Consider the following 26,972-nt stretch of genomic DNA (forward strand, 5'->3'; position numbering starts at 1 on the left):
AGCCTAATCCTGAGTTAGCTTAGGAAGAGTGTTCTAGCTGAGTGATGACGGCGCTTTCAAATCAAACTATCGACTGCGCGATCGCGCTCGGCAGCAACCTAGGCGACTCTAGAGCTACCCTGCTCCAAGCCATCGAGCTGATTGACCAGACCGAGGAGGTTGAGGTAAAGGCGCGATCGCGGCTTTACCAAACGGCAGCCGTTGGCCCGCCCCAGCCCGACTATCTGAATGCCTGCGCCCTGTTGCGGACCACGCTGCTTCCCCATGCTCTGCTGAGTCAGCTGCTGGCCGTCGAAACGTCCTTTGGCCGAGTCCGGCGCGAACGCTGGGGTCCGCGCACCCTCGACATTGACCTGCTGCTGTACGGCGACTGGGTAATCGAGCTGCCGGGCCTCAGCGTGCCCCATCCCCGCCTGCATGAGCGCCCCTTTGTGCTGGTGCCGCTGAGTGAGATTGCGCCAATGTGGCAGCATCCGCTGTTGGATAAGTCGCTATTCCAGCTGGCGGAGGCGGTTGGCAATGAGGGCGTCGCTCGGCTGGAAGCGGATGAGCCAGAGCGGTAAGATAGGGCCAGTTTTGCTCCAGCTACAGGACTGTGACCCGCTATGCCAACTGGACAGGAACCGCCCCAGCTGCTTAAAAATCGGCTTTTCTACGCCGGTCGCAAGTTCAACTTTGAGGTCTCTCGCTTTCGCCTGCCCAATCAGGTCGTCGGCGATTGGGAATGTATCCGCCATCCCGGCGGAGCGCTGGCAATTCCAGTCACGAGCGATGGGCAGCTGGTGCTGGTACGGCAGTACCGCTTTGCTATGCAAGGACGGCTGCTGGAGTTTCCTGCTGGGACCATCGAAGCGGGCGAAACGCCGCTGACCACGATTCAGCGGGAAATTGAGGAAGAGACCGGCTACCGGGCCAAAAACTGGCTGTCTCTGGGCAAATTTCCCCTGGCGCCGGGCTATTCCGATGAAATTATCTACGCCTACCTGGCTCGCGACCTGGAAAAGTTAGAGACGGCGCCAGCGCTAGATGTCGATGAAGATCTGGAGGTGCTGCTAATGACGCCAGCTGAGCTAGAGCGGGCCATCCAGGCGGGGGAAGCCGTCGATGCCAAGTCAATTGCCAGCTTTTTGATGGCGCGATCGCACCTGAACCTCTAGACCTGATGGGTGTATTTCACACCCCGATAGGTCAGCTCTACGGTTTGGTGAGCATGGGGCCGCAGCCAAGAGACAGAATAGGGATGACCAAAATGCCGCCAATTGCAATAAAAGGGAAATTTTGTGTGACTAGATACAGTTTATATCTGGAAATATGCATTGCCTCCATTTTATTCACAAGTTAACAGAAGCGGGGGCAAAATGAGGCGATTGGGCCTAGATCCGCGCCTGCAGCAGCATTGCTTTATCGAATGAGCCCTTTAAAATTGCTGTAGGCGATAACGATATAAAGGATTTTTGCGTTCATGGCTGACCTGGTTCTGTTCTGGCACCGGCGAGATCTGCGCCTCAGCGATAATTTGGGTCTAGCGGCGGCGCGCGATCGTAGCGCCAAACTGATCGGCCTGTTCTGCTTAGACCCAGGCATCCTAGAGGCAGATGACGTCGCACCGGCCCGGGTAGCCTACATGATTGGCTGTCTGGAAGCGCTTCAGGACAGCTACAAAGCCGCCGGGAGTGAGCTGCTGATTTTACAGGATAACCCGATCAAGGCCATTCCCAAGCTCGCCGCGGCCCTGGGTGCCGTCGCCGTTTATTGGAACCGGGATGTGGAACCCTACTCCCGCCAGCGAGACACGGACGTGGCTCAGGCGCTGAAGGAAAAGGGGATTGAAATGCATACGAAAACCTGGGACCAGCTGCTGCACGCGCCGGGCGAGGTTAGAACTCAGGCTGGCGACCCCTACACGGTCTATACCCCCTTCTGGCGCAACTGGATCGGCCAGGCTAAGCCAGAACCCGTGCCCGCCCCGAGCAATTTAACCGGGCTCAGCCCCAAGGAAAAATCTACGGCCAAGGAGGCCGGAGCGACTGAGCTGCCATCGGCCAAGACGCTGGGATTTACCTGGGACAATGGATTTTTGCTCGACCCCGGTGAAGCACCAGCGCTGGCCCAGCTAGAAAACTTTTGTGAAGATGACCGCGAGATCGCGGCCTACGATCAGCAGCGCGATTTTCCAGCCATTCCCGGCACCTCCACCCTAAGCGCCGCCCATAAGTTTGGCGCGATTGGCATTCGCACGGTCTGGGCCGCTGCCGATGCGGCCTACAGCCGCTGCCGTAGTGACGAAACCCATGCCAATGTCCGCGTCTGGCAGCAGGAGCTGGCCTGGCGCGAATTTTACCAGCACGTCATGTACTTTTTCCCAGAGCTAGCCGAAGGCCCCCACCGGGAGCAGCTGAAGGATTTTCCCTGGGACAATGACAAGGATCTTTTCCAGGCCTGGTGCGAAGGTAAAACCGGCTACCCGATCGTCGATGCCGCCATGCGCCAGCTCAACCAGACCGGCTGGATGCACAACCGCTGCCGGATGATTGTCGCCAGCTTTTTGAGCAAAGACCTGATTATTGACTGGCGCTGGGGCGAGAAGTACTTTATGCAGCATCTCTATGACGGCGACCTCTCAGCTAATAATGGCGGCTGGCAGTGGAGCGCTTCCAGCGGCATGGACCCCAAGCCGCTGCGGATTTTCAACCCCGCTAGCCAGGCCAAAAAATACGACCCCGAGGCCGAATACATACGCGAATGGCTGCCGGAAATTCGCCACCTCGACACCCAAATGCTGGTGACGGGCGATATTCCAGCAGAGGAGCTAGAGGGTACCGGCTATCCCGCCGCGATCGTGAATCACAAGGAACGACAGGCCATCTTCAAGGCGCGATATAGCGCCCAGAAAGATAAAGTGAAGCGCTAGGCAAAAAAGGGTAAAGGGAGGCCAGTGCTAACACCGACACCCCCTTCATCAACGCGAACTGGAGTCACTCATCAAGCCAGCTTAAACTGCTGGTGCCTTTTATCCTAGCGCTTACTGACTCGCCAGGCTACCTCCCCGCCGGAGCGATAGCCCGCTCGGGTGAAGACAAACCCCGCCTCGTAAAACTGATAGTCAAAGCGCTCAATTTCCTTAGGCGGCAGATCGAGCAGGTAGGCAACTTCTGAAGTTTTGAGCTGCCAGCCCTTTTGAGCAACCTCCTCAAGCGCCCGATAGTAGGCAAGGGGGTCAGGCTCGGGGCTGGGTGGCTGAAATCGAGAGGACATTTCAGCCATGATCGCCCGCACCAGACCAACAATATCCGGCGGGGTCACAGACAGACCTGAGGACAGATTGGGCGACTGTCCTGGATTCTTTCCGGACTGGGCTATCCCCATGCGGTCAATAAACTCTGCGGTCGTCCCGCCACTGTTGATAAATCGATGGAGTTCATCCAGCAACCCGACCTGCTGGGCATTGACGAAGGAGCGATTTCCGACCTTCTGAGGTTGGATGCCGAGCGCTCCCATGCGCGTATAGACCGCACTCCTAGCCAGCTCGTATCGGGCGGGGAGCTGACTTACCGGAAGCCGATCGAGTTCTCCGTTGCTCATCCCACGTCCTCTGGACTGTCCTAAGGAAACATTATATCTATACTGTCCTAAGGACAACAAAGATAGATGAATTCTATATAAAAATTAGTCTCTACCGCTTTACATTGGCAGGCTACAGCGATCTGCCAGCTCTACCATCCGTCAAACGTTTTGGAAAAAGCCAGTTGTCTTTAGGACAATCCTCAGGACAATCCTCAGGACGTGCTATAGTAAAAGCGTAAAGACTTGAGGGCTCAGGGAGAGCGACCTCCACTGGTGGGTCAAGCTCCTGCTGGCGAGTATTCGCCAGAGCGGTTGAAAGTCCGTCACCTTAACAACTGAGGTGATGCCAGTGCTAACTTCAACACCCCTCTCATCAACGCTAACGAAACCGAGTCACTCAACTGGAGCCAGCAGAGTTTGCTGGCTCTTTTTTTTGCTTTAAAGCTCTGTCAAGCTGCCTTCTACGGAAATTGTCCTCTAGATAATCCAGAGGACAGTCCAATGAGCATGCTATATCTAGGATTTATTTCGCCAACCCCTTCAGTCATTCCCCAAAAAAGGGCAGCCCGTGACGGCTACCCTAACCCTAAGAGGTACTGAAAGCAATAGGCTAGCGGCGGCTGGTTTCCGTCGGGAAGGCGCCAGGCCGGACGGCTAGATCTACCGTGCGTCCGCCCCGGCTGACCGAAACCTGGAGCGTATCGCCGACGCGAGTGTCCTGGACAATCTGCTGGACTCGTTCAGCCGTATCGACCGGGTCATCGTTCATCCGCAGAATGACGTCGCCGACCTGAAAACCAGACTGGGCCGCAGGCGAATTGCGAGCAATGCCCAAAATCACCACGCCCGAGTCGGCCTGTAGGTTTAAATTAGCGCGGCGATCTTGGTTGATCTGCTGCCGCAGCTCTGGCGTTAGCGTCCGCATTTGGATTCCCAGATAGGCATGCTCGACTCGGCCGTTGGCAATCAGCTCCTGAGCAACTTCCTGCGCCGCTTGAATGGGGATGGCAAAGCCCAGCCCCTGAGCGCCGCCAATAATCGCCGTATTCATCCCAATCACCTCACCGCGCTCGTTTAGCAGCGGTCCGCCGGAATTGCCCGGATTAATCGCGGCGTCGGTCTGAATAAAGCTGACTCGCTTATCGGGCACCCGCACCTGAGCACTGGTGCGGCCCGTAGCGCTGATGATGCCAGCCGTGACGGTATTGTCCAGGCCCAGCGGGTTGCCGATCGCGATCGCCCATTCCCCCGGTCGTAGGCTCTCCGAATCGCCCATCGGCACCGTCGGCAGGTCTGTCGCCTCGACTCGGATCACAGCGACGTCGGTCAGGGAGTCCGTACCCAACACCTCACCCCGTAGCTCGCGCCCGTCCTTCAGCGTAACGGTGACCTGGTCTGCCCCGGAAACGACGTGAGCATTGGTCAGAATGGTGCCGTTGCCATCGATGATAAAGCCCGAGCCGGTGCCCCGCTCAACGCGCTGAGTGGGCTGCTCCGGAACGCCCATATCGCCAAAAAAGTCTCGAAAGAAGGGGTCGTTAAACACCGCTGGACGGCGCCGCGTCACCGTCCGAGAAGAATCAATCCGAACCACCGCTGGCCCCACCCGCTCAACCGCCGCGGCGATAAAGTTGGCATCGCCGGTGAGTAGGCGGCTGGTACCAGCGGGCGCTTGGCTGATGAGAGCCGGACTAGTCGAATCGGCCATGACAGCAACTGAAGGCAAAGATCGCCCAGCTGCTAGAAAAATCGTACCGGCACCAGCCGCAGTGACGAGCAAATAGGACCATGGCGACCGAACCAATTGCGAATAGGGGTGCTTCATCATTACCTTGATAGATCAGCGCGCTCAAACGCTGAGGGCATCTACTTGTCTTATATCGCTACACTGTGACAGCTGTGTGAAAACGACGTGACAATTCCACAACAGGTCTGCCTAATCGGGAATTATTTTCTGACTCACAGGTCACAGTTCAGAAGCAACGATTCACCGTATCTTCTTAAAACTCAGCCAACGTCGAAAAACCCCAACTTTAGCCGTTCGGGGTTAAATTCTCTAGGTAGAATATTTCCGGGATGTCCATATATAGATTTGTAGAATTTTTCTGTCTCCATATCTAGTACTCTGAATAGATCACTGGGATTCAAGCAGGGGTCATACTGGGATTGGGACTGCTGGGTAGCACCCAGACCCATGGAGAGCAGAGCAGCTAGCCCGATGTTGGAACTAGTTCCCATAGGTTTGAGCACTGTAGAGGTAGGGTTAGTCGTGGATAAGGCTGTAGAGGGTCTTTGGGATCAGGTTTTGGGACGACTGGAAGGGCAGCTCAGCGGGCCGACCTTTGAAACCTGGATCAAGCCCGCCCGCGTACAGGCGCTTTCGGAGAGCCAGCTGACGCTCTCAACGCCCAATCCTTTTGCCCGCAACTGGCTCCAAAAGCACTATCTGCAGACGATTGCCAGCGCCACCAGCGAAGTGCTTGGGCATCCGATTGAGATTGTGGTGACGGTGACCAACGATGTCGCAGCGCTGCCACCGCCGCCCCTACAGGCCTCTGAGCTAGTCACGAAACCGGCCGACTCACAGCCAGCCAAACCCAGCTCAGAATCAGCCGACCTGAATCCCAAGGCCGTCTTTTCCCGATTTGTGGTAGGGGCAAACAACCGGATGGCCCATGCCGCAGCTTTAGCGGTCGCCGAGTCACCGGGTCGCGAATTCAATCCGCTCTTTCTCTGCGGCGGAGTTGGGCTGGGCAAAACCCACCTGATGCAGGCCATTGGCCATTACCGGCTGGAAATTGAAAAAAAGGCCCGAGTCGCCTACGTCTCGACCGAGCAATTTACCAACGACCTGATTTCGTCCATTCGTCGAGACAGTATGCAGCGGTTTCGAGAGCAGTACCGAGCCGTCGATATTATTCTGGTGGATGATATCCAGTTCATCGAAGGGAAAGAGTACACCCAGGAAGAATTTTTTCACACCTTTAATACGTTGCACGAAGCCGGGCGGCAGATTGTGCTGGCTTCGGACCGGCCACCGAATAAGATTCCTCGACTTCAGGAGCGACTGTGTTCGCGTTTCTCCATGGGTCTGATTGCCGATATCCAGCCGCCGGACTTCGAGACGCGCATGGCGATTTTGCAAAAGAAGGCGGAGTACGAAAACGTCCGCCTGTCGCGGGAAGTGATTGAGTATATTGCGGCGTCCTACACCTCGAATATCCGCGAGCTGGAGGGAGCGCTGATTCGCGCGATCGCATATATCTCGATCTCCGGCTTGCCAATGACGGTCGATAACCTGACGCCAGTGCTGAATCCCCCGTCTGAGCGGATTGAAGCCTCGCCTAAGTCAGTGATTGGGGCGGTATCAGCAACCTTCAAAATTTCGATTGATGATCTCAAGAGCAATTCTCGCCGCCGCGAGATTAGCTTAGCCCGTCAGGTGGGCATGTACCTGATGCGCCAGCACACCGACCTCAGCCTGCCTAAAATTGGCGATGAGTTTGGTGGCAAAGACCACACTACGGTGATGTACAGCTGCGACAAAATTGCTCAGCTGATCAAGCGTGACCTCAACTTAGCGCAGACGATTCGTCAGGTCAGCGATCGCATCACATTGAGCAGCCGCAACCCTTAGCTAGCCGTCCCTATTGGCCGTCACATAGCCAGCGAATAAAAAGCCCTGCCTAGGCAGGGCTTTTTATATGTAAAAAATGAATAAGAATTTCACATTTTCCCCTGTGGAAAACCTGCCTTTTCTTGTGGAAAACGGGTTGACACGGCGGGGAAAAGGATCGCTTTAAAGTGGAAAAAAACTTTACTTTGCAGGGGCTGTGGAATACAGACGGACTTTTCCACATCTTTTCCACAGGCTTAAAAACGCCAAACCATTTTAGCTCAGGTCGGTTTAAGCTACACCTCCACAGTTTCCACAGGCTCTACTACTCCGATCTAAAAGTCTTTTAAAGCAAAGAAATTATAGAAGTAGTCAGAAAACATCGAACTAAATCCGCGTTGAAGGGAGCAATCAGGGGTGTTACGATTGGCTTCCAAGCCGCCTTGACTCTCGAGTCTTCTTCAGCATTCCCATGAAATTTAGCTGCACCCAGATCGACCTCAATGCCCATCTATCGCTAGTCAGCCGGGCCGTTTCATCTCGTCCCAGCAAGCCCGTGCTGGGAAATGTGCTGATCGAAGCTGAGCCCAGCCTGCAGCAGGTCACCCTGATCGGGTTTGATGAAACCCTGGGAATCCAAACCGCTTTTCCAGCTGAGGTCGAACGGGGTGGAAAGTTAACCGTTCCGGCTAAGCTGCTTGGGGATATCGTTTCGCGACTGCCGAATGAGACGATTGAGGTGAGCGAATCTGAGTCTGAGCCCGTCGTTACGCTAGATTGCTCCTCGGGTCAGTATCGAGTCAGGGGCATAGAGGCGGACGACTATCCCAATCTGCCTTTAGTCGAAGCGGGGGAAGCGGCTAGTTTGTCCGCCGAAGCGCTGCTAGAAGGGCTGCGAGGTTCTCTATTTGCGACTAGCGGAGATGAGACAAAACAGGTGCTGACCGGGGTTCACCTGGCCACTAACACCGATAGCTTAGAATTTGCCGCAACCGACGGCCATCGGCTAGCTGTAGTCCAGACCGTAGACGCTGACAGCCGGGCCGCCTCAAACCGTCTAGATATGCGGGTGACGATTCCAGCAAAGGCGCTGCGAGAGCTAGAGCGAATGCTACAGATGTACCAGGAAACTGAGCCGGTGACCCTGCGCTTTGACGATACGCAGGTCGTTTTTGAGCTGGGCCAGCAGCGGATAACGACGCGCCTACTGGAGGGTCAGTATCCTGACTACCAAAGACTCATCCCCCATCAGTTTACGCGGCAGCTGACCCTCGACCGTAAGCAGCTGCTATCTTCCCTCGAGCGGATTGCCGTCATGGCCGACCAGCGTAATAATATTGTTAAGCTGACTCTGATCAGCGGCGATCAGTCCTTAGCGCTGTCGGTAGAAGCCCAGGAGGTCGGCAGCGGGCGCGAGCGGCTGCCAGCCCAGGTCACCGGCGAAGACCTGGAAATTGCTTTCAACGTCCGCTATCTCCTGGACGGGCTGAAAGCACTGCCAAGTACAGAAGTACAGCTTCAGTGCAATACAGCTACTAGCCCATCTATTCTCACACCGCTCAGCGGCAGCAAGATGACCTACCTCGTGATGCCAGTGCAAATTCGCAGCTAAAGTCGGTTGGCTGGGTTAATCGCTTCTATTTCCTTCTATTTCTAAATTGGGCTAGAAAACTTAACCCGCCAGTCGGGAATACTGGGCAGGACATTACAGTGACCCAATCTCACTATGGATATGGCCCTGATTACAATCGTTTTTGGTAGGGTACTGGTGCTTTTCACCAAAGAGGTTCTGAAATAAGCCCAGAGGCGAAGGGGCTCAACTAGCCGCTCGGGTACCGAAAAAGTCAATCCGATAGTCGGTGATTTTGACGCCGGTTTGAGCCTCGACCTGACGGATAATCTCGGGGGGTAGCTCAATCTTGATATCAATAATTTGAGCAGTGTCGGTGCAGTTTACATGACTGTGGGACGAGTTAATATGTCCATAGAGCCGCCCGTTGGAACGCTCGACACATTCAATAATGCCCTGGTCAGAAAGGGCTTCAAGGTTTTGATAGACCGACGTATGGCCAATATTCTGGCCTTGCTGATTGAGCCGGTCATAAATTTCACGGGCGGACAGGTGCTCCTTAACCTGCCACAGGAGCTCTAAAATATAGCGGCGCTGACGACTCAAACGCATGCCCAACACCTGACAGCGTTCGACGGCATCGTCTAGAGATAGGATAGGTTGAAGGTCAGAAGCCGGGCTATTCATGGAAGAAGTGAGAGAGCAATGAGTTTAACTAAGCTTCAACTCAGCGCTGGAACCTGACCAGCAGCAAAGCTCGCCAGAGAATGAATTAAATCATAGTCATTCCACCTTAGCTCGAAATCGATGGGATTGTCCACGCGAACAGCGGTGCTATCGGGCTGATCAGCCGCAACGAGCAGCTTACCCAATTACTCAGATGAGTTAGACAAGTCCTGTCGGAGGAACTGATCAACCAGTCCGTCTAACTCCGCATGAGACTTCTCTCCCGGTTTGAGTCCTAACTGATCAACAGCCTGCTCCGAGGTATTGGTCGTTAGCTGTGGCGAGAACGAGGCTAGCTCAGACTTGGATTCGAGCTGGCTGTGCTCGCGAGGGACCGCTGGTAGCTCCGCAGATACGGTTGAAGTCCGAACCGACGCCTTCAAGTCAATGCCGGGCAGCTGAAAAATATCGCCTGATTCGTCAGCGGGAGCAGGCTGCTCGGCGCTGGCTGGCCCTTTAGTATCAGGAACCGATACGGCAGCGCTTGATGGGGGTACAGCTGATGCTTCTCCCCGAGCCGTATTTGCCTGATCAAAGGCCCCTAACGCCGCCGCGATCGCGTCGATCCGGCGCTCCTGGTCGCGGCTGATGCTGTAAATATTATTGCCCAGACCCGGCGCGTTCCAGCGCTGGGTGTCGGGGTCAATGTAGGCCCGAGTCCGGGCATAGAGGATGGCCTCGCGATCGCTCATGCCAAGCTGATAGGCCTCTGCCAGCCGCTCAATATAGCCGCCGCGGTCAAGCGCCGCCAGCGGCGCTTGATTGGCCAGGTCCAAACCGTTGAGCTTCTCATCCAGAGAAAGTTTGAGACCGTTGGCCTGAGCTTTCCGATCGAGCGTTTTTGCCTGACTTTGAAGCCGCTGGAGCTGCTTGGCATCGGCTTCTTCCGGCGACCTCGCCCCGTGCTGATAGGAGAAGGTCCCCAGGTTCCAAACACCGTTTCCTGGGTCGGTATGGCCGTAATAGGCGCGGTTGCGATCGCCGTTAACAGACCGGGTGCCTTCAGCACTCCCGACTGTCCGGGCGACTAGGGAATCAGACCCGCCGTTGAAAATCCATCTATCGTCTGGCGCTGCTTCCGATGGGTTGGCTGACCCTAAAGAGGCTGGGACGACGGCCTGCTTTTCTGCTGGGGTGACCGCTGCGACCGTCGCCAGCTCAAATTCAAGCCCGACTGAGGCCTTGGATAGTCTCGCCGGCGGGGGCGTCGCCGCCCTGGGCGCACTGGCAATGGGCGGCAGTACAACACTTTGGGGAACTGGCGAAGGCGGTGTCAGGTTTGCCAGGGACTGGCCGGTGCTAACCGGCGGCTGACTGGCAGCGGGCGGCACTGGCAGCGGTTTCAGCGCTCGCTCGGCAGGTTTCGACGCTGCCGCCAGAGCTGGCTTGGGATTGGGGAGGGAGACAGCAGCCGATGGCAGACTGAAATCTAGCTCAGGGCTGCTAGCCTTAGTGGCTAAGGTCGGGCTGAGCCAGGCCACGAGTAAGCTGACCGCAAAGATAAATGGCGATTTTAGCATGGCAGCAAAGGCGCTGAGGCGAGTTAGCAGGGTTGAATAAGGCTGCGGGCAACCTATTTGACCGGGTCGGGCAGGGCTGAGCGAATTCCCGGACTGAGGGCACGTTCTAGAATGCCGGTCGAGGGCTCTACGATGATCCAGGTGCCGCTGGGCTGACGCCTTAGGGTTGCGAAGTTGAGATAATCTCCACTCCCCAACGACTGGCCGGCTCGAACGGAGCCAAAACGGGTTCCGGTTAGACCGCAGAGCCGAAACAGATAGGCGGGTACTTCAGGCGTCGAATAAATGGCGCAGCTGGCTTGCTCTGCCGGTTCTATCTCGCCATCGAATGGGGCGTGGAACTTGCTGCCCGCCAGCTGGATGGTCACATCTCCCAGCCCCCCAGTCACCACCCGTCCGCCAACTTCGTCGCCTGGCTCCAGTTCCCAGGTTTGCTGTAAGTTGACTACCCGAGCCGGGCGAGCTTGGGGCTGTCGGCAGCCGCTGAGCAAAAGCAGGCTGCTGCATAGCGCCACCAGTAAGCTCCGGAATTTCGTCCAGGTAGAAAAGAAGGTCGAGCTGTCAGTCGGCTTGATTCTGCCGGAGCCGCGACCGCGGCCAGGTTTGATGCTCCGAGAAGCCAGCCAGCGGGTTGGCCGGATTCTGCCAGAGCTGCGATTAGAAGCTAAAACGATAGCCTGCATATTCATCGTTCTCATAGAGGATGACTAAGGTCGTCTTGGGATCGAACTCCAGGGGGTAGGCTTCACGCTCTGCTTCGACTCCAGAGCGCACTTTCAGCATGGGCAATGTACAGTAGGGCTGCTTGACAACCTGTCTGACCCTCGCTTTAGAATCGCGCTCAGGAATCGTTAGCAGCTGGGCCAGCTGAGCTCGCGAAAGCTTGGCACCAGCTTCCACGACCGATTCACATTGCCGGGTAGGATTGCTGACCGGCACAGTCGGCTTGCTTAAAAAAGTTTTCATCCCTTGAAAGTCAAAGAGCAGCCCGACCAGAGCGAACATCAGCCCGCCTGCGAGCAAAGGCTTTACAGACCACTGGGAGGTCTGCGAGGGGGAAGTTTGGACCATTGTTTGAAAGACCTCGTAGGCGTTGACACAAGTAAATGGGGACTAGGAAAAGGGCTCGACTAACCGTGACAAGAATTGGGCCAGCTGGCTGAGATGGATTGCTAGATCAGGCCACCGACTAGGACACCCGCGATCGCAATCAGCAGTCGGTAGCTCAAACCCGCGCTGGGGTAAGGTGTCAGCAGCGTGCGGTAGAGCGCGATTGCAATTAGCGTCAAAACCACCATCACTGCGGGCAGCCATAAAACCGGGTAGGCCTGTAGGACCAGGTCAACCCCCAGCCGAACAATGGCTGCCCCGCTGAACCAGATAGCCCCGTCTAGCCAGGTAAATGCTGCTGGTTTTGGCCGCCGACCGGTCTGAGATTTACGCGCAGGTCGCTTGGGCCGCAGCCGCGATCGCAGGCATTTTTCCCAGAGCTGTCTGGCCTGGCTGAAGGCGCTAGGCCAGCGGCGAGACGATGACCGTCGAGACATTGCTGGGGAGAGGGGCTGAGCAAAGGGGCGATGGCTGAATCCCATGCTGCGCTCCCGTAGCGCCTGAGCATTGTCCGCAGCGTCGTATTCGGCCTGGTAAAAGTCTACGGTGCGATAGCTTAGCTCAAGCTGACCAGTCAGGTCGCAGTTGACCTGAGGGATGGCAGCCGACTCGCATTCACGACAAAACTGGGCGATCGCGGCTGTCGCTGGATGAGTCCATAACCCTCGGTCGAGCAGGTCGGTCTCAGCCCTAGTGGCTAAGGTCCTAAGCGCTGATAAAGCGGCAGCCTGCTGTTGAGAAAGCCGGTTGACCTGGTCGATCTGCCCCTGGAGTTGGGCCGTAGCCTGGGCAATGATGCGCTCAGCTGGAACGGTGGGGGTCGCTCTCAATGCTGCGCTGGGAATAGCGGCTTGGCTAGAGCGCTGCTTTAGGGCAGAAATTGCCGCCGCGTTTTCAGCGACCATAAACGGCGGGCTGGCAGATTGTGCTGCTCCAAACTGTTCCAGCTGTGAGGGCGACCAGGGCAAAGCTTCACTTTCCGGAGGTTCGGCTTTGAGTGATTGCAGCTTTTCTCGAATAGCTTGCAGTTCCATATCGGTTTCGTTCATAGGTTGCTGAGCAGCAAAGCCAAAGGCGGGGGATAAGCTATCCCCGCACTTGTTTGGTACAAATGTACTATACCCAAATAAACCCTAACTGCGCAACTTTTTTTGGAGTCAATTCCACGAATCGGACTTGTCAGCTGGGAAGGCCATCCGAAAGACTGCGGATAGTAGGTTTAAAGAGATTCAGCGGCCTAAGCGGGGCGATGGCGTTGATTTATGTCCCAAAAATTCACACTTGCTTTAATAAAATTCAGAAGAATAGCGGTTGTAACTGAAATTAAATTCATTAATCGGGTTTACTGGTATTGGCGATTGTGTCGAGGAGCCCTATTTTGATGGTCAAGGCGTTTAGGGAGAAAACTGAGATTTGGCAAAGGTTCTATGCTCCCCCATCGCGGTTGCATCCTGAAGTCGCTCGGAATTCTGAAGCGGAGGCTGATAACCCGGTCTACCACTCTTCGATGGCCATTTTGCTGGCCGGTCAGGTGATGGTGCGGCTAATCCGGGGCCGCTGCTGTAGCCGAAATATCATGCAGCATATGATTGCAGCGGGGCCTCGCTGCCTAGCCCCGGTGGTGATGACCAATATCTGCGCAGGCCTGATTTTTGCCATTCAAAGCGCTCGCGAAATGAGCCGATTTGGCGCAATTAGCGCTCTGGGCGGCGCTTTTGCGGCGGCCTACTGTCGTGAGCTAGCGCCTTTGCTGACGGCGGGAGTGCTGGCCTGTCAGGTCGGCTCTGCTTTTGCCGCTGAGATCGCCTGTATGAAAGTGACCCAGCAAATTGACGCGCTCAAAGTTTTCAAGACCTGTCCAGTAGAATATTTGGTTGTGCCCCGGGTGCTGGCCTGTAGCGTTATGCTGCCGGTATTATCGATGATCGGCTTGTTTGTAGGTACCGCTAGCGGGGCGCTGATTACAACGCAGCTTTATGGCGTTACTCTGGCGAGCTTCCTCGACGGTATGCATTATTTTTTGAGCGTCACTGATATCATAGCCGTGATCGGCAAGGCCACCCTGTTTGGCGGTGTGATTGCGATCGCAAGCTGCAGCCGCGGCCTCACCTCTGCGCTTCATGGACGCGGCGTTGGCGAGTCGGCGACTTCAGCTGTGGTCACAGCCTGGGTCGGACTGTTTACCATTGACCTGATTATCTCGCTACTGTTTTTCCGCGGTGCAGCTTTGTAAGCTTGAGACAGCTGAAACCGCGATCGTCATACCTTTGATAACTTGCTGCCACACCGCTGCCATACCGCCCAGTCATCCTTTTAAATAGGAGTGATGTTCCTCACAAACTAAGCCAGAAGTACCTGTTTTTAAGGGTTTCTGGCTTTTTTATTGGATTCACTCAAGAGCCTGACTAATCGGAATTTCTATCCAAAACTCTGTGCCCTGGTCCGTTGCAGAGTTACACCAAATTCTGCCACGGTGGGTTTGGGTGATAATCTGGTAGCTAATTGAAAGGCCCAGTCCGGTCCCTTGCCCAACTGGCTTGGTGGTAAAGAAAGGGTCGAAGAGCTTGGCCCTGACTTCTGCTGAAATCCCAGTGCCGTTATCTGTTACGCAGAATACAATCCGCGCGTTGGCAGTGATCTGAGTTCGAAGATGAATTTGAGGCCTATCCGTCAACTGAGTCTCATTGGGCTGAGGTCGCAAAGGACAGGTGGAGGCCTGAGCTGGAGTCGCTGCGAAGTTATCATCTAGGGCATCGATGGCATTGCTCAGCAAATTTAAGAAAACCTGATTGAGCTGGCTGGCATAGCATTCGACCAGCGGTAGGGAGGCGTAATCCTTCACGACCGCAATTTCAGGTCGGTGGGAAGTCTGTTTGAGTCTGCTTTTCAAAATTAGCAGCGTACTCTCCAGTCCCTGATGAAAATCAACCCGTTTTAGCTCATACTCATCGAGCCGGGAAAAGTTTCGCAAACCTAGCACAAGTTCACGAATCCTCTCTGTGCCTTGCTGCATCGATGCAAATACTTTGGGATAGTCTTCTTTCAGGTAGGGTAAGTCAATCTGCCTAAGCAAGGCTTCAACTGCGGGGGAAGGCTTTGGAACCGAGGCCCGATAGCCTTGGACCAGGTCAATCAAGTCCAGCATGTAAGATTGGGCATGGGAGATGTTGCCATGAATAAAGTTGACTGGATTATTGATTTCATGAGCAATTCCGGCAACCAGCTGCCCCAAGCTCGACATTTTTTCGGTTTGAATGAGCTGGGCCTGGGTCTCTCGCAGTCTGGTCATCGCTTGGGCCAGCTGTTGAGCCTGCTGCTGGGCTCTGTTTGCTGCAGTTTGGGCTTCTTTGTAGAGAGCAGACTGGTCAATGGCAATGCCCACCTGGTCGGCAATGTCTTCCAGCAGCTCAACTTCGTGGCGCTGCCAGCGTCGCAGCTGATGAATTTGCTGACAGGTCAAAAGGCCCGCTCGCTGAGGGCTGACGTCAACCAAGATAGCGATTAAAGACCGGATGCCTGCGGCCTGTAGAGCCAAGCGATAGGGCTCTGGCAGCTGGCGATCGCGCTCAATATTATCAATCAGAAGTGGCTGTCGCTGGATCAGTCCAGGCTCAAAAAAATAGGACTTGAGCGCATTGGCAATGGGGTCGTCAGTCAGCTCAAACCAGTCCGGGCTGATGGTACCCGCCTGGTGGCTAGGGGCGATTTGGACCGCATCAGAGCTAATCTCACAGCCGTAAAACTGGCAGCAGTCCACTTGGAGCAGCGCATAGATTTCTTGAACGGTCGTATTGAGAACGGTATTGAGGTCTAAAGAGCGGCGAATCTGGCTAGAGAGGTTACGTCTCAGCAGCTCCATTCGATCGGATAGGGTTTGCAGCTGCTGGTTAGCCTCGGCCAGCTGGCGAGATTTCTGGTCAAGTTCGCAGCTGTATTGAATAGACTGAGAGACCTCAGCCAGCATATCGATGATCAGTCCACGACCGTTGGTGCTGTAGGTTTCAGCTCCCAGCCAGGGCTGAGGTAAAGTGACCTGAGGGCTAGAAAAGACAATCTCGAACTGACCTGTGGGCAAAATTTGGCCAATGTGGAAGGGCTTCTGGAGATGGTGATTGCGGGATAGGGTCACCTGTCCGCTGGGCGCGTTGAAGGTTTGGCCACAGGCGGCAGCTCTTACGGCTGCGGGCGCTATAGACTGGGCCTGCTCCACGGCCTGCTGCCAGAGATAGACCTGGGTGTAGGCTGCTTCAATCGGATCGCTGGTCACGCGCTGGGCTCCGTAGCGAGCTTGAAAGCGTTGAATAAAGTCGCGATTGGCAGCGGTATCCAAGCTTTGAAAATAGCTCCAGGCCGCGTAGTGACCGGCGGCGACCGGGCCAATTTCCTGGGCTTCCTGCTCGGAAACGCTCATTGCCATAATCGGCAGCTCGTCGTCATTTAGCCCGGCGGCATGATATTGCTGATAAAGATAGATGTTGGCATCACCGTTGACCGTGCTGAAAATCACATCCGGTTGGACCTGCCGAATGTCCTGGATAATTTCCTGGAAGTCTTTCTGCCCCAGGGGGGGATAGACTTCACCGACAAGGCTACCGCCCAGCTGATTCAGCTGAGCCTTAATGACCTTATTGGAAACTCTCGGAAAAACGTAGTCCATCCCGAGCAGATAGAAGCGATCGCGCCCCTGCTCCAGCAGCCATTTCACGGCGGGCTCCACCTGCTGATTGGGACAGAGCCCGGTATAGAAAACCTGCGGCGAGCACTCCAACCCTTCATACTGGACGGGATACCAGAGCTGGGCGTCGAACGCTTCTAAAACCGGTATAGCTAGCTTGCGACCGGTCGATGACCAGCCGCCAAAAAAAGTCGTGATCCCGGCCTGCGCCAGCTCGCGCACCTTCTGCTGGAAGGTGGCCGGGTCAGAAGCGCTGTCTTCGACGATGGGACAAATTTGCTGCCCCAGGACGCCGCCCGCCTGGTTGATTTCCGCGATTGCCATCAGCGCCGCATCCCTCAGGGGTGCTTCGCCAAGCGCCAATGTGCCAGTCAAAGAATGCACAATGCCAACGCGGATTCCCTCAGCTTGAGCTTGTTTAGACCCGTTCAACATTGCTTTTTGTGCATGGTCACTATCCAAATGCTAAGCCATCTCAGCGGCTCCGATTAGAATACCCGCAAAGCTGGCAGAACATAGGATGACCCGCGCTTTCTTATACCGGGTGTCTATCAATCCTCTACATTGAAAATTAGTTTCCAGATAATATGACTTAGCCGCTGAAAGAACTTGATTTAATTCAGGCGAATGGGCAAGCTAAAGAGCGCATCTTCTTTGGAGAACGAACAACTGTGCTGGATTTCATCACGCTGCCTGACGCCCTATCGCCGCTGGCTCCCTATTCCCACGCGGTCAGAGCGGGAGACTTTTTGTTTGTAACCGGGCAGCTGTCAGAGGATCCGGAAACGGGCAAAGTCGTCCAGGATTCCATCGAGGTGCAAACCCGGCAGGTCATGGAAAACCTCAAGCGAGTGCTGACCCATGCCGGTACCGGGTTTGACAAAGTGGTGATGGCCCGGGTATTTGTCACCGATTTTCGCTATTACGAAGTCGTCAACCAGGTCTATGCTGAGTATTTTAAGCGCGATCGCTTACCCGGACGCACAGCGGTCGGCGTGACAGGCCTGGCCGGGTATGGCGATGTCGAGATTGACCTGGTCGTCTACTGCGGCGATTGAGCCCTGAAAATCTTAGGTTAGTTGACCTAACCTGTCACTGCTTTGAACGCTTCTGTGACCCAGTCACCTGCCTCCTTTAGATTTTGCCGGAGGGGCGGCTGCGTATTCAAAAAGTCAAGAATCCTATGCGCAGGGCTGATTCCAACAGCGCTCTAGCCTCTCAATCTGCTCGCTGCGGGAGGCCATCACCTGGCGCGTAACGCTCCAGAGCTGCAGGGCCGCGATCGCGCTTTTCACCTGCACCCTGAGCGGCTGGCCGCGCTCACACCAGCAAGGGATAGAGAGCTCTTGCAGCCGATGATAAATGCTCCAGCGATCGATTGGATCGACCTGCATGAGTTCGCTGAGTTCGCTGGGGGAAAGGGATTCCATAGGATATAAGCGCCAGAAAAAAGAAGGGCAGGTGACTTAGCCGCACCTGCCCAGTTGAGAGGAGAACCCATTTGGGCCAGAGTGAACGCTAAGGCTCAGACTTCAAAGCTGCCAGGTTGGCCAGAGACGACTGTAGAAGCCGGTCTGAATCGGCGAAGATCGCTTTGAGACAATCTGCCAATGTCCCCCGCGATCGCGCTTCAGCGCGACCCGGTCACCGATGCTCAGCCTGCCGATGTCGGGACTAGCTGCCCGCCATAGCCCCAGCTCTTGGCCGTCTACTGTTTTGAAGACGGTATAGACGCGATCGCCCCGTCTGGTCGGACAAAATTTGAGTGAAACTACTTGCGCTTCGGTCAGCATGGCTTGGCGGCTTGACAGGGTCTGATTAGCACTGTCTGAGGTAAGGAGAGTCTATAGCTGCGCTAAGCAATTGAGAATAAGTCTCAAAAGCAGAACGTGAGTTTACTCTAATCTCAGTTGAGATACATTGTCAATAATTTGAGCTGATTTTTAAGTTACTCATCCCCTCCGCAGACAGCATACGGAAATTTTTAAGAATTTTCCCAATCGACGTCGCTAGTGACTATGATTTTTCTGGAGACTTTCAAGATTTCCTAACGTTGTCTGTGCTCAGATTTTTTAAGAATTTACCCCATTGCCAAAAGTGACTATGGTTCGCCGTCCTATCCGCCGCTATTCAGCTCGTTTCCTAAGTGCTTTGGTTGCAATTTCATCCCTGGCTATCCCTGGCAGAAGCTCAATCGCAGAAGCTGCGCCGCCGCCGGATGAGACCGTCGAATGCGAGCTGCTGATTGTCGGCAGCGGCCTGGCTGGGGCAGCGACTGCCTATGAAAGCCTTTTGGCTGGGCGCACCGTTTGTATGACGGAGCTGACGGACTGGGTCGGCGGACAGATTTCGTCCCAGGGCACCTCGGCCCTGGACGAGGCCAAACGCCAGCGAGAGCTGCTGTTCTACGCAGCGGGCTACAAGGAACTGCGGCAGCGAATCGAGGAATTCTACGGTCGCCAAAATCCGGGTGGGTGCTGGGTCAGTGCCTCCTGCTTTTTGCCTCGGGATGCTCACACTATTCTGACTGAGCAGCTGGAGGATGCAGCCGAGGAGGGTGGGGGTGAGCTCAAGTGGTTTCCCTCAACCGTAGTGAAGGAGCTGGAGCTGAGTCCAGACGGGCGTATGCTGGATGGCGCGATCGCCATCCAGCATACGCCTGCCCCGGGCATCCCACCGCTCAATACTGAACCGCTATCCCAAACGTTTGAAGACGCCTACCGCTACGAAGATTCCGAGCGATTTACTAAGTCCGTCATTCGCTTTGTCCCACCCGCCGCTGACTCAGCGGGTCCGGCAGACTGGTATGTTGTCGAGGCGACGGAAACTGGAGAGATCGTTGCCCTAGCAGGCGTTCCCTACCGGCTCGGGCTGGACCCGCGCTCCTATCTCAACCCCTCTTCGCCGACGGCGACCGGCGACCCTTACTGCACCCAGGGCTTCACCTACACCTTTGCCATGGAGCGCACCGAGGAGCCCCAGCCTCAGGATATGCCGTCCTACTATCCCCAGTACGAGCCCTATTTCAGCTACGAGCGTCCCCGAGAGAGCGGCGATTACTTCGACTATGTCTTCACCTATCGCCGGATTTTGGCCCCCAAGCCGCGCCCCGAGGAAAAAATGTTCGGTGTGTCGGCGGTTAAGCCGGGAGACATCTCCATGCAAAACTGGACCTGGGGCAATGACTATCGCCCCGGCACGCCGTTTGACAATCTGGTCTATAACCCTGAACAGCTCGCCCTGACCGGTCAGCTGGAGCCGGGCGGCTGGCTCGGCGGTCTGCGGGTTGAGTCTCTGGAGAAAGCTGAAGAAAACGCCTATAGCTATTACTATTGGCTGGTCATGGGAGACACCGATTCGCAGCTCGGTGCAGGCGTGAAAGAGCCCCATCCCAGCCATCGGTTTATTTCTGGCCTAGATGCTCCGATGGGGACGGCCCATGGCCTCTCCAAGTATCCCTACATTCGCGAGGGGCGACGGATTGTCGGGCGGCCATCCTACGGCTTTCCCCAGGGCTTTGCGGTGAATGAAATCGACATTTCCCGGGCCGAATACCGCGATCAGTACTACCAAAACACCCTGAGCCGCTATGACTATCTAAACCTCTGGTGGGCGCTGGCCGGTTTGGAAGCGACCGCCGCGATTGACAACCAAACTGATCCAGCCGACGTCATGCGGCGGACCCGCTCCACCATCTACCCCGACGCCGTCGGGATTGCCCAATACGCCATCGACTTTCACCCCTGTCTCACCCTGACCCCGCCGGAAACGCCAGGCAATACCGAGCGAGAAAATATTCGCAAGGCTCACGGCCAAGCCTATCCCGGCCAGATTCCGCTGCGGGCGATGATTCCACAGAATATTGATAATCTGCTGGTTGCCGGTAAATCCATCGCCACCAGCAATATCGCCGCCGCCGCCTACCGGGTCCACTCTTTTGAATGGTCGGTCGGGGCCGCTGCTGGGACGACCATTGACTTTGTGCTTGACGAAGGCATACTGCCCTATGAGCTCGTCGATCAGCTCCCCAGCCGCGAACCAGAACTGGAAAAGCTCCAACAGCGACTCCAGCAAAACGAAAACCCCACGGCTTTCCCCGACACGTCTATCTTTAACCTGGATTGGGAAGATTGGCGAGTTTGGTAAGCTTCCTGTTAGAAACGGAATTCTGATGGATACTCAGTCAAAAACTGTCCATCAGCTTGGAAGTTGTAGATGCAACTTCTCGATTTTGAATGAGGCGTGACTATGGCAGACACGGATAGCTGGCAAAACTGGGTTGTGGTGATCGGCTATCTATCTTTTACGCTGCTAATCCTGTGGCGAGTTTTGCTGACGCAGCGACGCTAGGGTTGGATGAGCGCGATCGCGGCCTGCCGATGCCGTGACAGCAGCTGGGTCATATCTACCGTTGTCAGTCTGCCCTGGTCTACCACCCGCTGGCCGTTGATAAAGCTGTAGGCTACCTGGCTAGCGTGACAGAAAATTAGGGCTGCGACGATATCCTGCTGAGTCCCGGCAAACTCGGGGCGATCAATATCAACGGCGATGAAGTCCGCCGACATCTGGGGAGCTAAGAAACCAATGTCGTCTCGCCCCAGTACCCGAGCCCCGCCCCGGGTAGCAATGTCCAGCACCTGGCGGGCAGTCATCGCCCCCGCGTCCTCTTCCCGTACGCGGGCCACCAGAAACGCCTGGCGAGCCTCCTGGAGCAAATTGGTCGCGTCGTTAGAGGCGGCCCCATCTACGCCCAGGCCCACGGGCACTTGACGAGCCAGCATCTTACGAATCGGCGCAATGCCGCTAGCCAGCCGCATGTTACTACAGGGGCAGTGAGCGACACCGGTACCCGTCCGACCAAATTTATCGATGGCGTCGTCGCTCAGCTTGACGCAGTGGGCATGCCAGACATCCTCACCGAGCCAGCCCACCGACTCGGCATATTCGCCGGGGCGCATACCAAACTTTTCTAAGCTATAGCTGACGTCGGAGCTATTTTCTGCTAGATGTGTATGCAGCCGGACTGCTGGGTAGCGCCGGGCCATCTCTGCCGACTCGCGCATCAGCTCCTGGGTGACAGAAAAAGGCGAGCAGGGCGCTAGGGTCATCCGCAGCATGGCATGGCGGCTGGCGTCATGGTACTGCTCAATCAGCCGCTCAGAATCTTTGAGCACATCGGCTTCGTCCTCCACCAGCGAATCCGGTGGCAGACCGCCCTGGCTTTTACCGACGCTCATGCTGCCCCGGCTGGCATGAAAGCGCAGCCCGACTTCCTGCACCGCCCGAATTTCGTCGTCTAGAGTGCAGTCGTTGGGATACAGGTACAGATGGTCGCTCGCTGTCGTGCAGCCAGACAGGACAAGCTCCGCCGCTGCCAGCTGAGCGCTGACGAAGAGTCCTTCTGCGGTCAGGTTAGACCAAATCGGATAGAGCGTATCCAGCCAGCCAAACAGGTCGCTATTTTGCGCAGCGGGGACAACGCGGGTGAGGTTTTGGAAAAAGTGATGGTGAGTGTTGACCAGCCCGGGCAAAACAATATGGCGGTCCTGCAAGTCCAATACTTCGTCAGCCGTAGATGGCAGCGCCTCGGTCGGCCCAACCTGCTCGATAACGCGATCGCGCACAAACAAAGCCCCATGACGTATTTCACGGCGCTGCTCATCCATCGTAATCAGCGTATGAATATTGCGGACGAGCAGAGTAGACATAGGCTTCGGAGGTTAGCAATCATCCAGCTATTGGGGCGAACCTTTGCCCTATCGGTCACGATAGGGGGCATTCGCTAGCTTAAGTCACGATAGGCCGATCTAAAGTATTAGAAAGTATACGTAACGACCTATGACCGTTGGCCTTCCTTTCAATCCCAGCATTCAGGCCCGGCCCAATGCGGACGACCATTTCGCCATCACGTTTGCACCGCTTTCTCTAGAAACGGTCTATCAGCTGGCCGATGATGCGGCCAATGGCGCAGTTGTGGTGATGAGCGGCATGGTCCGAAACCAGACTGACGGGCTGCCCGTTGTGGCGCTGGAGTATCAGGCCTACGAGCCGATGGCGATGCAGGTATTTCGGCAGATTGCGGCAGAGATCCGCGATCGCTGGCCGGTCACCCACGTGGTCATCCACCACCGTATTGGTAAGCTCACTGTAGGCGAAATTAGCGTCCTGGTTGCCGTCGGCTGCCCCCATCGGACGGAAGCTTTTGCCGCCTGTCAGTACGCCATCGATACGCTCAAGCACAATGCCCCCATTTGGAAAAAGGAGCATTGGCAGGACGGTTCCAGCAGCTGGGTGAATATCGGCGCTTGTGAGCAAGCTGATGAATAGTATTTAGGGCTACTAGCATCAGACGATCATGACTGAGGCAATGTGCAAAGTCAGTTTTAAGATTTGAACCGTCATGGCGCAGTTAAGCTTGGTGATTTCGGCTGTACAGCCGACGGTGGTGTTGTGCTGACAACGTTGTCCATCGACGGCTTGAGAGATCCTGCCTCAATCTGGGTACGCTGTATATTAAGTGACTTAAGAGATAAGAAGATGCGTAATTATACGGCTGTTTTAGAGGAGACAAACCCCAAAAAATTGAGAAGTAATTTTGATGATCTTCCCATCCAACAGTTACTACAAACTTGTCAGATATCGACTCCAATCGTTGATGGCGTGAGGAAACTGATTCTGGAGTTAGACAACCCCGAGCGGCTGCGATCCCTAAACGGGTGCTTCTCGCAGATTGCGGTGGCGGCACGTGACCTTGGGTTCTACAGCGTGATTTTTCAGTCTGTTGGCAAACGCTCAATTGAAATCCGCGGGGAGGAAGCGGCTGGGGTGACTTAGGTCGGGGCCATTGCTGCTCTGATTGCCTAATATTCAACCACCACCGGCGTATGATCGCTGGGCTTTTCTAGCCTGCGCGGCTCGACGTCGATAGTGCATTCAGTCGCCCGTTCGTAGAGCGGCGGGGAAAGATAGTGATGGTCAATCCGCCAGCCCATATTGCGGCGAAAGGCGGCGGTGCGATAGTCCCACCAGCTGTAGTGGCCGCCAGCCTGGGTAAACTTGCGAAAGGCGTCAGCCAAACCCAGCGAGAGCACGTCGCTCAGGGCCTGACGCTCGATCGGAGAAGACATAATGTGTTTTTCTTTGCCTTCAGGATTGTGAATGTCTTTGTCTTCTAGAGCCACATTGAAATCGCCGCAGATATGAAGAGCCGGGTTTTCAGCCAGAAGCTGGGCCAGATACTGCTTCAGCAGGGCCAGCCAGCGTAGCTTATAGCCATATTTTTCGCTCCCGACCGACGAACCGTTGGGCACGTAGAGGTTGACGATGCGAATGCCGTCCAGCACACCGCTGATCACCCGTTTCTGGTCGTCAAGGTTACCTACCGTCTCGGGAGCCAGGACTGCGCTGAAGCCTAGACCAACCGATTCAAGCGGCTGACGGCTAATCAGGGCGACGCCGTTGTAGGACTTTTGACCGTAGATGTAGGTGTGGTACTCCAGCGCTTCAAACGCCGATTTTGGAAAGTCTGCGTCGATTACCTTGGTTTCCTGGAGGCAGAGCACATCTACGGGATGCGCAGACAGCCAGTCAGTGACCTGATCCAGGCGAGTACGGACGGAGTTGACGTTCCAGGTGGCAACTTTCATAAAAACTAGACTGTACTAGACGAAGCCGGGGGAATCAGCTCCTGTATTTTAGGCTCTGCACTGCCTGGAACCGGCATGACCGTAGCCGTCATCATTTGAATCACGGTGTCGGTAATGCCAAAGTCCTGCCGCAGCATGGATTGAATACTCAGCAGCAGGCCGTCTCGCTGGAGGCCCTGGGCCGTGACTGCTAGCGCCACCGTCAGCGCCACCTGGCCCGGCGCAATCGTCCAGAGCCGCAGCTGGCTGACGTCCACAACGCCGCCTGTTGCCCGTAAACGATCGCGAATCTGCTCTGAGCTGAGCTGCCGAGGGGCACGCTCCAGCAAAATTTCCAGACTCTGGCGAATGAGCGGAACCGCGCCGGAGAGAATCAGCCCGGCAACCCCCAATCCAATTACGCCGTCAGCCCAGTACCATTGGAACTGCCAGATCGCGATCGCGGCCACTGCCACCCCCAGACAGCTCACCGCATCCGCCAGCATATGCAGAAACGCCCCGCGCAGGTTCAGGTCCTGCTCGGCGTGGCGATGGATTAAAAAGGCATTGAACCCATTCACGATCAGCCCAACCGCTGCCGTAATCGCCATCGGCCCGCTGAGAATATCAGTCGGGGGCGACTGTACCTGCATCAGCGCCTCCCAGCCGACCCATAGCCCCACAGCCAGGAGTAAAAGCCCATTGGCCAGAGCAGCCAAAATCTCCACCCGACGGTAGCCAAACGGCGCTTGCTCAGTTGCAGGCCACTGGGAGACCCAAACGGCAAATAGCGAAAGCCCAATCGCGACCACATCGGCGAGCATATGCCCGGCATCGGCCAGTAAAGACAGGCTATGGCTTTGCCAGCTCACCCAGAGCTCAATGGCGGAGAAACTACCGACCAGCACCAGCGCCGTCCACAGCGCCCTGAGCTTGCCCGGCACCGCTGCTGGGCTACAGTCACAGGCGGCCGAGTGGGAGTGCAAATGCATATGCGATCGCGGCAAAACAGCTGTCCCATTATCTTCGATAGTGCCTAGTCCTGCAAAATCGCTAAGATCGACGGGTCTCTACTATTTCTTTTCTATTTTCATGGACGCACCTGAAGGCGAAGCCCTAATCAAAGAAACCTGCCGCCGTATTCGAGTCGCTCGCAAGCTCTGGGATGCCCACAAAAATGCGGCCTGTCGCCATGAACGAGAAAAAGCCCTAGCGCTCTACAATCAGCTGACGAAAGCCCAGAAAGATCAGATTCCCCAGCAGCTCAGGGTATGGCTACGCTACCGCAGCGAGAAATACTTTGGCCCTCACCAAACCCCACCGGGCAGCCGCCACCGCTCATCCAAAAAGCGCCGCTAAATCCCCATCACCGAGTCCCTAACCCAATAAACTCGCTGTAGGGGACGTGGGAACCAAGCCCCTATCCATCTACTCCATCACTCCCCTACCTATTACCCCACCAGCCCTCGCACAACATCCGCCAGCTTCTGAGCGCTATCAGCTGTAGCCAATCCCTCTGCCGCCGCACCCATCGTAGCCAGCTGAGCGGGTGATTGAATCAGCTCTAGCACCATTTCTTGAAGCTGCTCTGCCGATAGCGACGATTGCTGCTGGAGCCGGGCTGCCCCAGCAGAGACAAAGGCCTGAGCGTTGTAGGTCTGATGGTCCTCCGCCGCGTAGGGATAGGGAATCAGGATAGAGGGCGTGCCGGTAATCGCCAACTCGGTCAGCGTCCCTGCCCCAGCCCGGCTAATCGATAGGTTGGCCCGACGAAAAAGCGCTGCCATGTGAGGATAGAAAGGGCGATGAATATACTGCGGATGGCTGAGGCTATTGGCGTCAGGATCGCTGTTGCCAGTGAGATGTACAATCCAGGCTCCCGCCTCAAACCAGGCAGGAGCGGCCTGACGCACGAGCTGATTGACGGCGACGGCTCCCTGACTGCCGCCAATCACCACAATCACGGGAGCATTGTCTGGAATTTCCAAATCTAGGGGCTCAGCGGCTGTGAGGAACTGCGATCTTACTGGTGTACCCACACAAATCGTTTTAGCCTTGGGTAGATAGCTCGTGGCGGCTTCAAACCCGACGGCAACGATGCTACAGCGGGGGCTGAGCCAGCGAGTCACCTTCCCCGGCAGCGCGTTTGACTCGTGCAGCACCGTCGGCAGTCCTAACGTGCGGGCAGCAATGATGGCCGGTGCTGCGATATAGCCTCCGGTGGTGAATACAGCCTGGAACCCTCCCCGCTGTAACAGTCGGCGAATTTGGATAATCGAGCTAAAAAACTGCTGACCCAGTCGCAAGATGCTGAACCCAATCCGGCCCTGCACTCCGCCCATGCGGACCTGGTGCAGCGGATACTCTTGAGGAACGAGCTCAGTTTCTAATCGGTCTGGAACCCCGAGCCATTCGATGCTGTAGTCGGGGAGCTGCTGGGCCAGCGCGATCGCGGGAAATAAATGCCCGCCTGTCCCGCTCGCCGCAATCAGCAGCTTGGCTGATGAGGTAGACTGCTTCGCACCCATAAAATCTCTCGTATTGAGCTGACTAGCCTATCACGACC

General features: G+C 55.9%; 25 protein-coding genes. 11 read left to right on the forward strand and 14 right to left on the reverse strand.

Features of this window, described 5'->3' with window-relative positions; genetic code table 11:
* Window positions 1–44 precede the first annotated feature (44 nt).
* The 3 genes from folK to IQ241_RS07145 all read left to right on the forward strand — a co-directional run bounded on the left by folK (window position 45) and on the right by IQ241_RS07145 (window position 2,911).
* Entirely contained in the window at window positions 45–563 is a 519-nt protein-coding gene (gene folK / locus IQ241_RS07135; protein WP_193905732.1) for a 2-amino-4-hydroxy-6-hydroxymethyldihydropteridine diphosphokinase, read from the forward strand.
* A 42-nt stretch (window positions 564–605) separates the two neighbouring features.
* Window positions 606–1,157: an NUDIX hydrolase gene (locus IQ241_RS07140; RefSeq protein ID WP_193905733.1), complete on the forward strand. Its 552-nt coding sequence runs from the start codon at window positions 606–608 to the stop codon at window positions 1,155–1,157.
* A 305-nt stretch (window positions 1,158–1,462) separates the two neighbouring features.
* Window positions 1,463–2,911, forward strand: coding sequence for an FAD-binding domain-containing protein (locus tag IQ241_RS07145; protein WP_193905734.1), 1,449 nt, complete (start codon window positions 1,463–1,465; stop codon window positions 2,909–2,911).
* A gap of 104 nt (window positions 2,912–3,015) precedes the next feature.
* On the opposite strand, the gene IQ241_RS07150 is transcribed toward IQ241_RS07145, so the two are convergent.
* A complete protein-coding gene (locus tag IQ241_RS07150) occupies window positions 3,016–3,582 on the reverse strand; it encodes a hypothetical protein (protein ID WP_193905735.1) in 567 nt (188 codons plus the stop codon).
* Between the two features lie 592 nt (window positions 3,583–4,174).
* Window positions 4,175–5,392 carry an HhoA/HhoB/HtrA family serine endopeptidase gene (locus IQ241_RS07155; protein ID WP_193905736.1) on the reverse strand — a complete coding sequence of 406 codons (1,218 nt, stop codon included), beginning with the start codon at window positions 5,390–5,392 and terminating at the stop codon, window positions 4,175–4,177.
* Window positions 5,393–5,833: 441 nt separating this feature from the next.
* Here IQ241_RS07155 and dnaA point away from each other — a divergent pair, with 441 nt between their 5' ends.
* Entirely contained in the window at window positions 5,834–7,201 is a 1,368-nt protein-coding gene (gene dnaA / locus IQ241_RS07160) for a chromosomal replication initiator protein DnaA (protein WP_193905737.1), read from the forward strand.
* A 451-nt stretch (window positions 7,202–7,652) separates the two neighbouring features.
* Window positions 7,653–8,792: a DNA polymerase III subunit beta gene (dnaN, locus tag IQ241_RS07165; RefSeq protein ID WP_193905738.1), complete on the forward strand. Its 1,140-nt coding sequence runs from the start codon at window positions 7,653–7,655 to the stop codon at window positions 8,790–8,792.
* Window positions 8,793–8,996: 204 nt separating this feature from the next.
* Here the strand turns inward: dnaN and IQ241_RS07170 are convergent, their stop codons facing one another.
* The 5 genes from IQ241_RS07170 to IQ241_RS07190 all read right to left on the reverse strand — a co-directional run bounded on the left by IQ241_RS07170 (window position 8,997) and on the right by IQ241_RS07190 (window position 13,140).
* A complete protein-coding gene (locus IQ241_RS07170) occupies window positions 8,997–9,437 on the reverse strand; it encodes a Fur family transcriptional regulator (protein WP_193905739.1) in 441 nt (146 codons plus the stop codon).
* Between the two features lie 185 nt (window positions 9,438–9,622).
* Window positions 9,623–10,996 carry a hypothetical protein gene (locus IQ241_RS07175; protein ID WP_193905740.1) on the reverse strand — a complete coding sequence of 458 codons (1,374 nt, stop codon included), beginning with the start codon at window positions 10,994–10,996 and terminating at the stop codon, window positions 9,623–9,625.
* Window positions 10,997–11,049: 53 nt separating this feature from the next.
* Window positions 11,050–11,685 (reverse strand): hypothetical protein, encoded by a 636-nt coding sequence (locus IQ241_RS07180; protein WP_228021463.1) that lies wholly within the window; start codon window positions 11,683–11,685, stop codon window positions 11,050–11,052.
* Window positions 11,654–12,067 (reverse strand): hypothetical protein, encoded by a 414-nt coding sequence (locus IQ241_RS07185; protein ID WP_193905741.1) that lies wholly within the window; start codon window positions 12,065–12,067, stop codon window positions 11,654–11,656. Before IQ241_RS07185 ends, IQ241_RS07180 begins: the two co-directional genes overlap by 32 nt.
* A 101-nt stretch (window positions 12,068–12,168) precedes the next feature.
* Entirely contained in the window at window positions 12,169–13,140 is a 972-nt protein-coding gene (locus IQ241_RS07190) for a hypothetical protein (RefSeq protein WP_228021464.1), read from the reverse strand.
* A 347-nt stretch (window positions 13,141–13,487) separates the two neighbouring features.
* Here IQ241_RS07190 and IQ241_RS07195 point away from each other — a divergent pair, with 347 nt between their 5' ends.
* Window positions 13,488–14,339, forward strand: a complete 852-nt coding sequence (locus tag IQ241_RS07195; protein WP_228021465.1) for an MlaE family ABC transporter permease — start codon at window positions 13,488–13,490, stop codon at window positions 14,337–14,339.
* 156 nt (window positions 14,340–14,495) lie between these two features.
* Here IQ241_RS07195 and IQ241_RS07200 read toward each other — a convergent pair whose 3' ends face one another.
* Window positions 14,496–17,216 carry a transporter substrate-binding protein gene (locus tag IQ241_RS07200; protein ID WP_193905743.1) on the reverse strand — a complete coding sequence of 907 codons (2,721 nt, stop codon included), beginning with the start codon at window positions 17,214–17,216 and terminating at the stop codon, window positions 14,496–14,498.
* Window positions 17,217–17,452: 236 nt separating this feature from the next.
* On the opposite strand from IQ241_RS07200, the gene IQ241_RS07205 reads away from it, so the two are divergent.
* The gene (locus IQ241_RS07205) at window positions 17,453–17,839 is read left to right on the forward strand and encodes a RidA family protein (protein WP_193905744.1); all 387 of its coding nucleotides are present in this window, start codon (window positions 17,453–17,455) and stop codon (window positions 17,837–17,839) included.
* A gap of 123 nt (window positions 17,840–17,962) precedes the next feature.
* On the opposite strand, the gene IQ241_RS07210 is transcribed toward IQ241_RS07205, so the two are convergent.
* Together IQ241_RS07210 and IQ241_RS07215 are read right to left on the reverse strand one after the other, a co-directional pair.
* Window positions 17,963–18,211, reverse strand: a complete 249-nt coding sequence (locus tag IQ241_RS07210) for an Asr1405/Asl0597 family protein (RefSeq protein ID WP_193905745.1) — start codon at window positions 18,209–18,211, stop codon at window positions 17,963–17,965.
* A gap of 102 nt (window positions 18,212–18,313) precedes the next feature.
* Complete coding sequence (locus IQ241_RS07215) at window positions 18,314–18,574, reverse strand: hypothetical protein (RefSeq protein WP_193905746.1); 261 nt, start codon at window positions 18,572–18,574, stop codon at window positions 18,314–18,316.
* 310 nt (window positions 18,575–18,884) lie between these two features.
* On the opposite strand from IQ241_RS07215, the gene IQ241_RS07220 reads away from it, so the two are divergent.
* Window positions 18,885–20,927: an FAD-dependent oxidoreductase gene (locus IQ241_RS07220; RefSeq protein WP_193905747.1), complete on the forward strand. Its 2,043-nt coding sequence runs from the start codon at window positions 18,885–18,887 to the stop codon at window positions 20,925–20,927.
* Window positions 20,928–21,127: 200 nt separating this feature from the next.
* Here the strand turns inward: IQ241_RS07220 and IQ241_RS07225 are convergent, their stop codons facing one another.
* A complete protein-coding gene (locus tag IQ241_RS07225) occupies window positions 21,128–22,489 on the reverse strand; it encodes an 8-oxoguanine deaminase (protein ID WP_193905748.1) in 1,362 nt (453 codons plus the stop codon).
* Between the two features lie 130 nt (window positions 22,490–22,619).
* Between IQ241_RS07225 and IQ241_RS07230 the strand changes: the two genes are divergently transcribed.
* A complete protein-coding gene (locus tag IQ241_RS07230) occupies window positions 22,620–23,108 on the forward strand; it encodes a molybdenum cofactor biosynthesis protein MoaE (RefSeq protein WP_193905749.1) in 489 nt (162 codons plus the stop codon).
* Between the two features lie 63 nt (window positions 23,109–23,171).
* Window positions 23,172–23,615: a hypothetical protein gene (locus tag IQ241_RS07235; RefSeq protein ID WP_193905750.1), complete on the forward strand. Its 444-nt coding sequence runs from the start codon at window positions 23,172–23,174 to the stop codon at window positions 23,613–23,615.
* Between the two features lie 26 nt (window positions 23,616–23,641).
* Here the strand turns inward: IQ241_RS07235 and xth are convergent, their stop codons facing one another.
* Entirely contained in the window at window positions 23,642–24,427 is a 786-nt protein-coding gene (gene xth / locus IQ241_RS07240) for an exodeoxyribonuclease III (RefSeq protein WP_193905751.1), read from the reverse strand.
* A 5-nt stretch (window positions 24,428–24,432) separates the two neighbouring features.
* Window positions 24,433–25,398 carry a cation diffusion facilitator family transporter gene (locus IQ241_RS07245; RefSeq protein WP_193905752.1) on the reverse strand — a complete coding sequence of 322 codons (966 nt, stop codon included), beginning with the start codon at window positions 25,396–25,398 and terminating at the stop codon, window positions 24,433–24,435.
* A 100-nt stretch (window positions 25,399–25,498) separates the two neighbouring features.
* On the opposite strand from IQ241_RS07245, the gene IQ241_RS07250 reads away from it, so the two are divergent.
* Entirely contained in the window at window positions 25,499–25,765 is a 267-nt protein-coding gene (locus IQ241_RS07250; protein ID WP_193905753.1) for a Precorrin-3B methylase, read from the forward strand.
* A 92-nt stretch (window positions 25,766–25,857) separates the two neighbouring features.
* Here the strand turns inward: IQ241_RS07250 and murG are convergent, their stop codons facing one another.
* Window positions 25,858–26,934, reverse strand: coding sequence for an undecaprenyldiphospho-muramoylpentapeptide beta-N-acetylglucosaminyltransferase (gene murG, locus IQ241_RS07255; protein ID WP_193905754.1), 1,077 nt, complete (start codon window positions 26,932–26,934; stop codon window positions 25,858–25,860).
* Window positions 26,935–26,972: the final 38 nt, after the last annotated feature.

It is taken from the genome of Vasconcelosia minhoensis LEGE 07310, assembly GCF_015207255.1.
In the GTDB taxonomy this organism is placed as follows: Bacteria; Cyanobacteriota; Cyanobacteriia; order Phormidesmidales; family Phormidesmidaceae; genus Vasconcelosia; species Vasconcelosia minhoensis.

Coding starts and splice junctions, on each gene's coding strand:
- IQ241_RS07250 (WP_193905753.1), top strand. CDS start 25,499: ATGGACGCACCTGAAGGCGAAGCCCTAATCAAAGAAACCTGCCGCCGT.
- IQ241_RS07220 (WP_193905747.1), top strand. CDS start 18,885: ATGGTTCGCCGTCCTATCCGCCGCTATTCAGCTCGTTTCCTAAGTGCT.
- IQ241_RS07200 (WP_193905743.1), bottom strand. CDS start 17,216: ATGTTGAACGGGTCTAAACAAGCTCAAGCTGAGGGAATCCGCGTTGGC.
- IQ241_RS07180 (WP_228021463.1), bottom strand. CDS start 11,685: ATGAATATGCAGGCTATCGTTTTAGCTTCTAATCGCAGCTCTGGCAGA.
- IQ241_RS07190 (WP_228021464.1), bottom strand. CDS start 13,140: ATGGAACTGCAAGCTATTCGAGAAAAGCTGCAATCACTCAAAGCCGAA.
- IQ241_RS07245 (WP_193905752.1), bottom strand. CDS start 25,398: ATGCATTTGCACTCCCACTCGGCCGCCTGTGACTGTAGCCCAGCAGCG.
- folK (WP_193905732.1), top strand. CDS start 45: ATGACGGCGCTTTCAAATCAAACTATCGACTGCGCGATCGCGCTCGGC.
- IQ241_RS07225 (WP_193905748.1), bottom strand. CDS start 22,489: ATGTCTACTCTGCTCGTCCGCAATATTCATACGCTGATTACGATGGAT.
- IQ241_RS07185 (WP_193905741.1), bottom strand. CDS start 12,067: ATGGTCCAAACTTCCCCCTCGCAGACCTCCCAGTGGTCTGTAAAGCCT.
- xth (WP_193905751.1), bottom strand. CDS start 24,427: ATGAAAGTTGCCACCTGGAACGTCAACTCCGTCCGTACTCGCCTGGAT.
- IQ241_RS07155 (WP_193905736.1), bottom strand. CDS start 5,392: ATGATGAAGCACCCCTATTCGCAATTGGTTCGGTCGCCATGGTCCTAT.
- IQ241_RS07175 (WP_193905740.1), bottom strand. CDS start 10,996: ATGCTAAAATCGCCATTTATCTTTGCGGTCAGCTTACTCGTGGCCTGG.
- IQ241_RS07215 (WP_193905746.1), bottom strand. CDS start 18,574: ATGCTGACCGAAGCGCAAGTAGTTTCACTCAAATTTTGTCCGACCAGA.
- murG (WP_193905754.1), bottom strand. CDS start 26,934: ATGGGTGCGAAGCAGTCTACCTCATCAGCCAAGCTGCTGATTGCGGCG.
- IQ241_RS07150 (WP_193905735.1), bottom strand. CDS start 3,582: ATGAGCAACGGAGAACTCGATCGGCTTCCGGTAAGTCAGCTCCCCGCC.
- IQ241_RS07210 (WP_193905745.1), bottom strand. CDS start 18,211: ATGGAATCCCTTTCCCCCAGCGAACTCAGCGAACTCATGCAGGTCGAT.
- dnaN (WP_193905738.1), top strand. CDS start 7,653: ATGAAATTTAGCTGCACCCAGATCGACCTCAATGCCCATCTATCGCTA.
- IQ241_RS07170 (WP_193905739.1), bottom strand. CDS start 9,437: ATGAATAGCCCGGCTTCTGACCTTCAACCTATCCTATCTCTAGACGAT.
- IQ241_RS07230 (WP_193905749.1), top strand. CDS start 22,620: ATGACCGTTGGCCTTCCTTTCAATCCCAGCATTCAGGCCCGGCCCAAT.
- IQ241_RS07140 (WP_193905733.1), top strand. CDS start 606: ATGCCAACTGGACAGGAACCGCCCCAGCTGCTTAAAAATCGGCTTTTC.
- IQ241_RS07195 (WP_228021465.1), top strand. CDS start 13,488: ATGGTCAAGGCGTTTAGGGAGAAAACTGAGATTTGGCAAAGGTTCTAT.
- IQ241_RS07145 (WP_193905734.1), top strand. CDS start 1,463: ATGGCTGACCTGGTTCTGTTCTGGCACCGGCGAGATCTGCGCCTCAGC.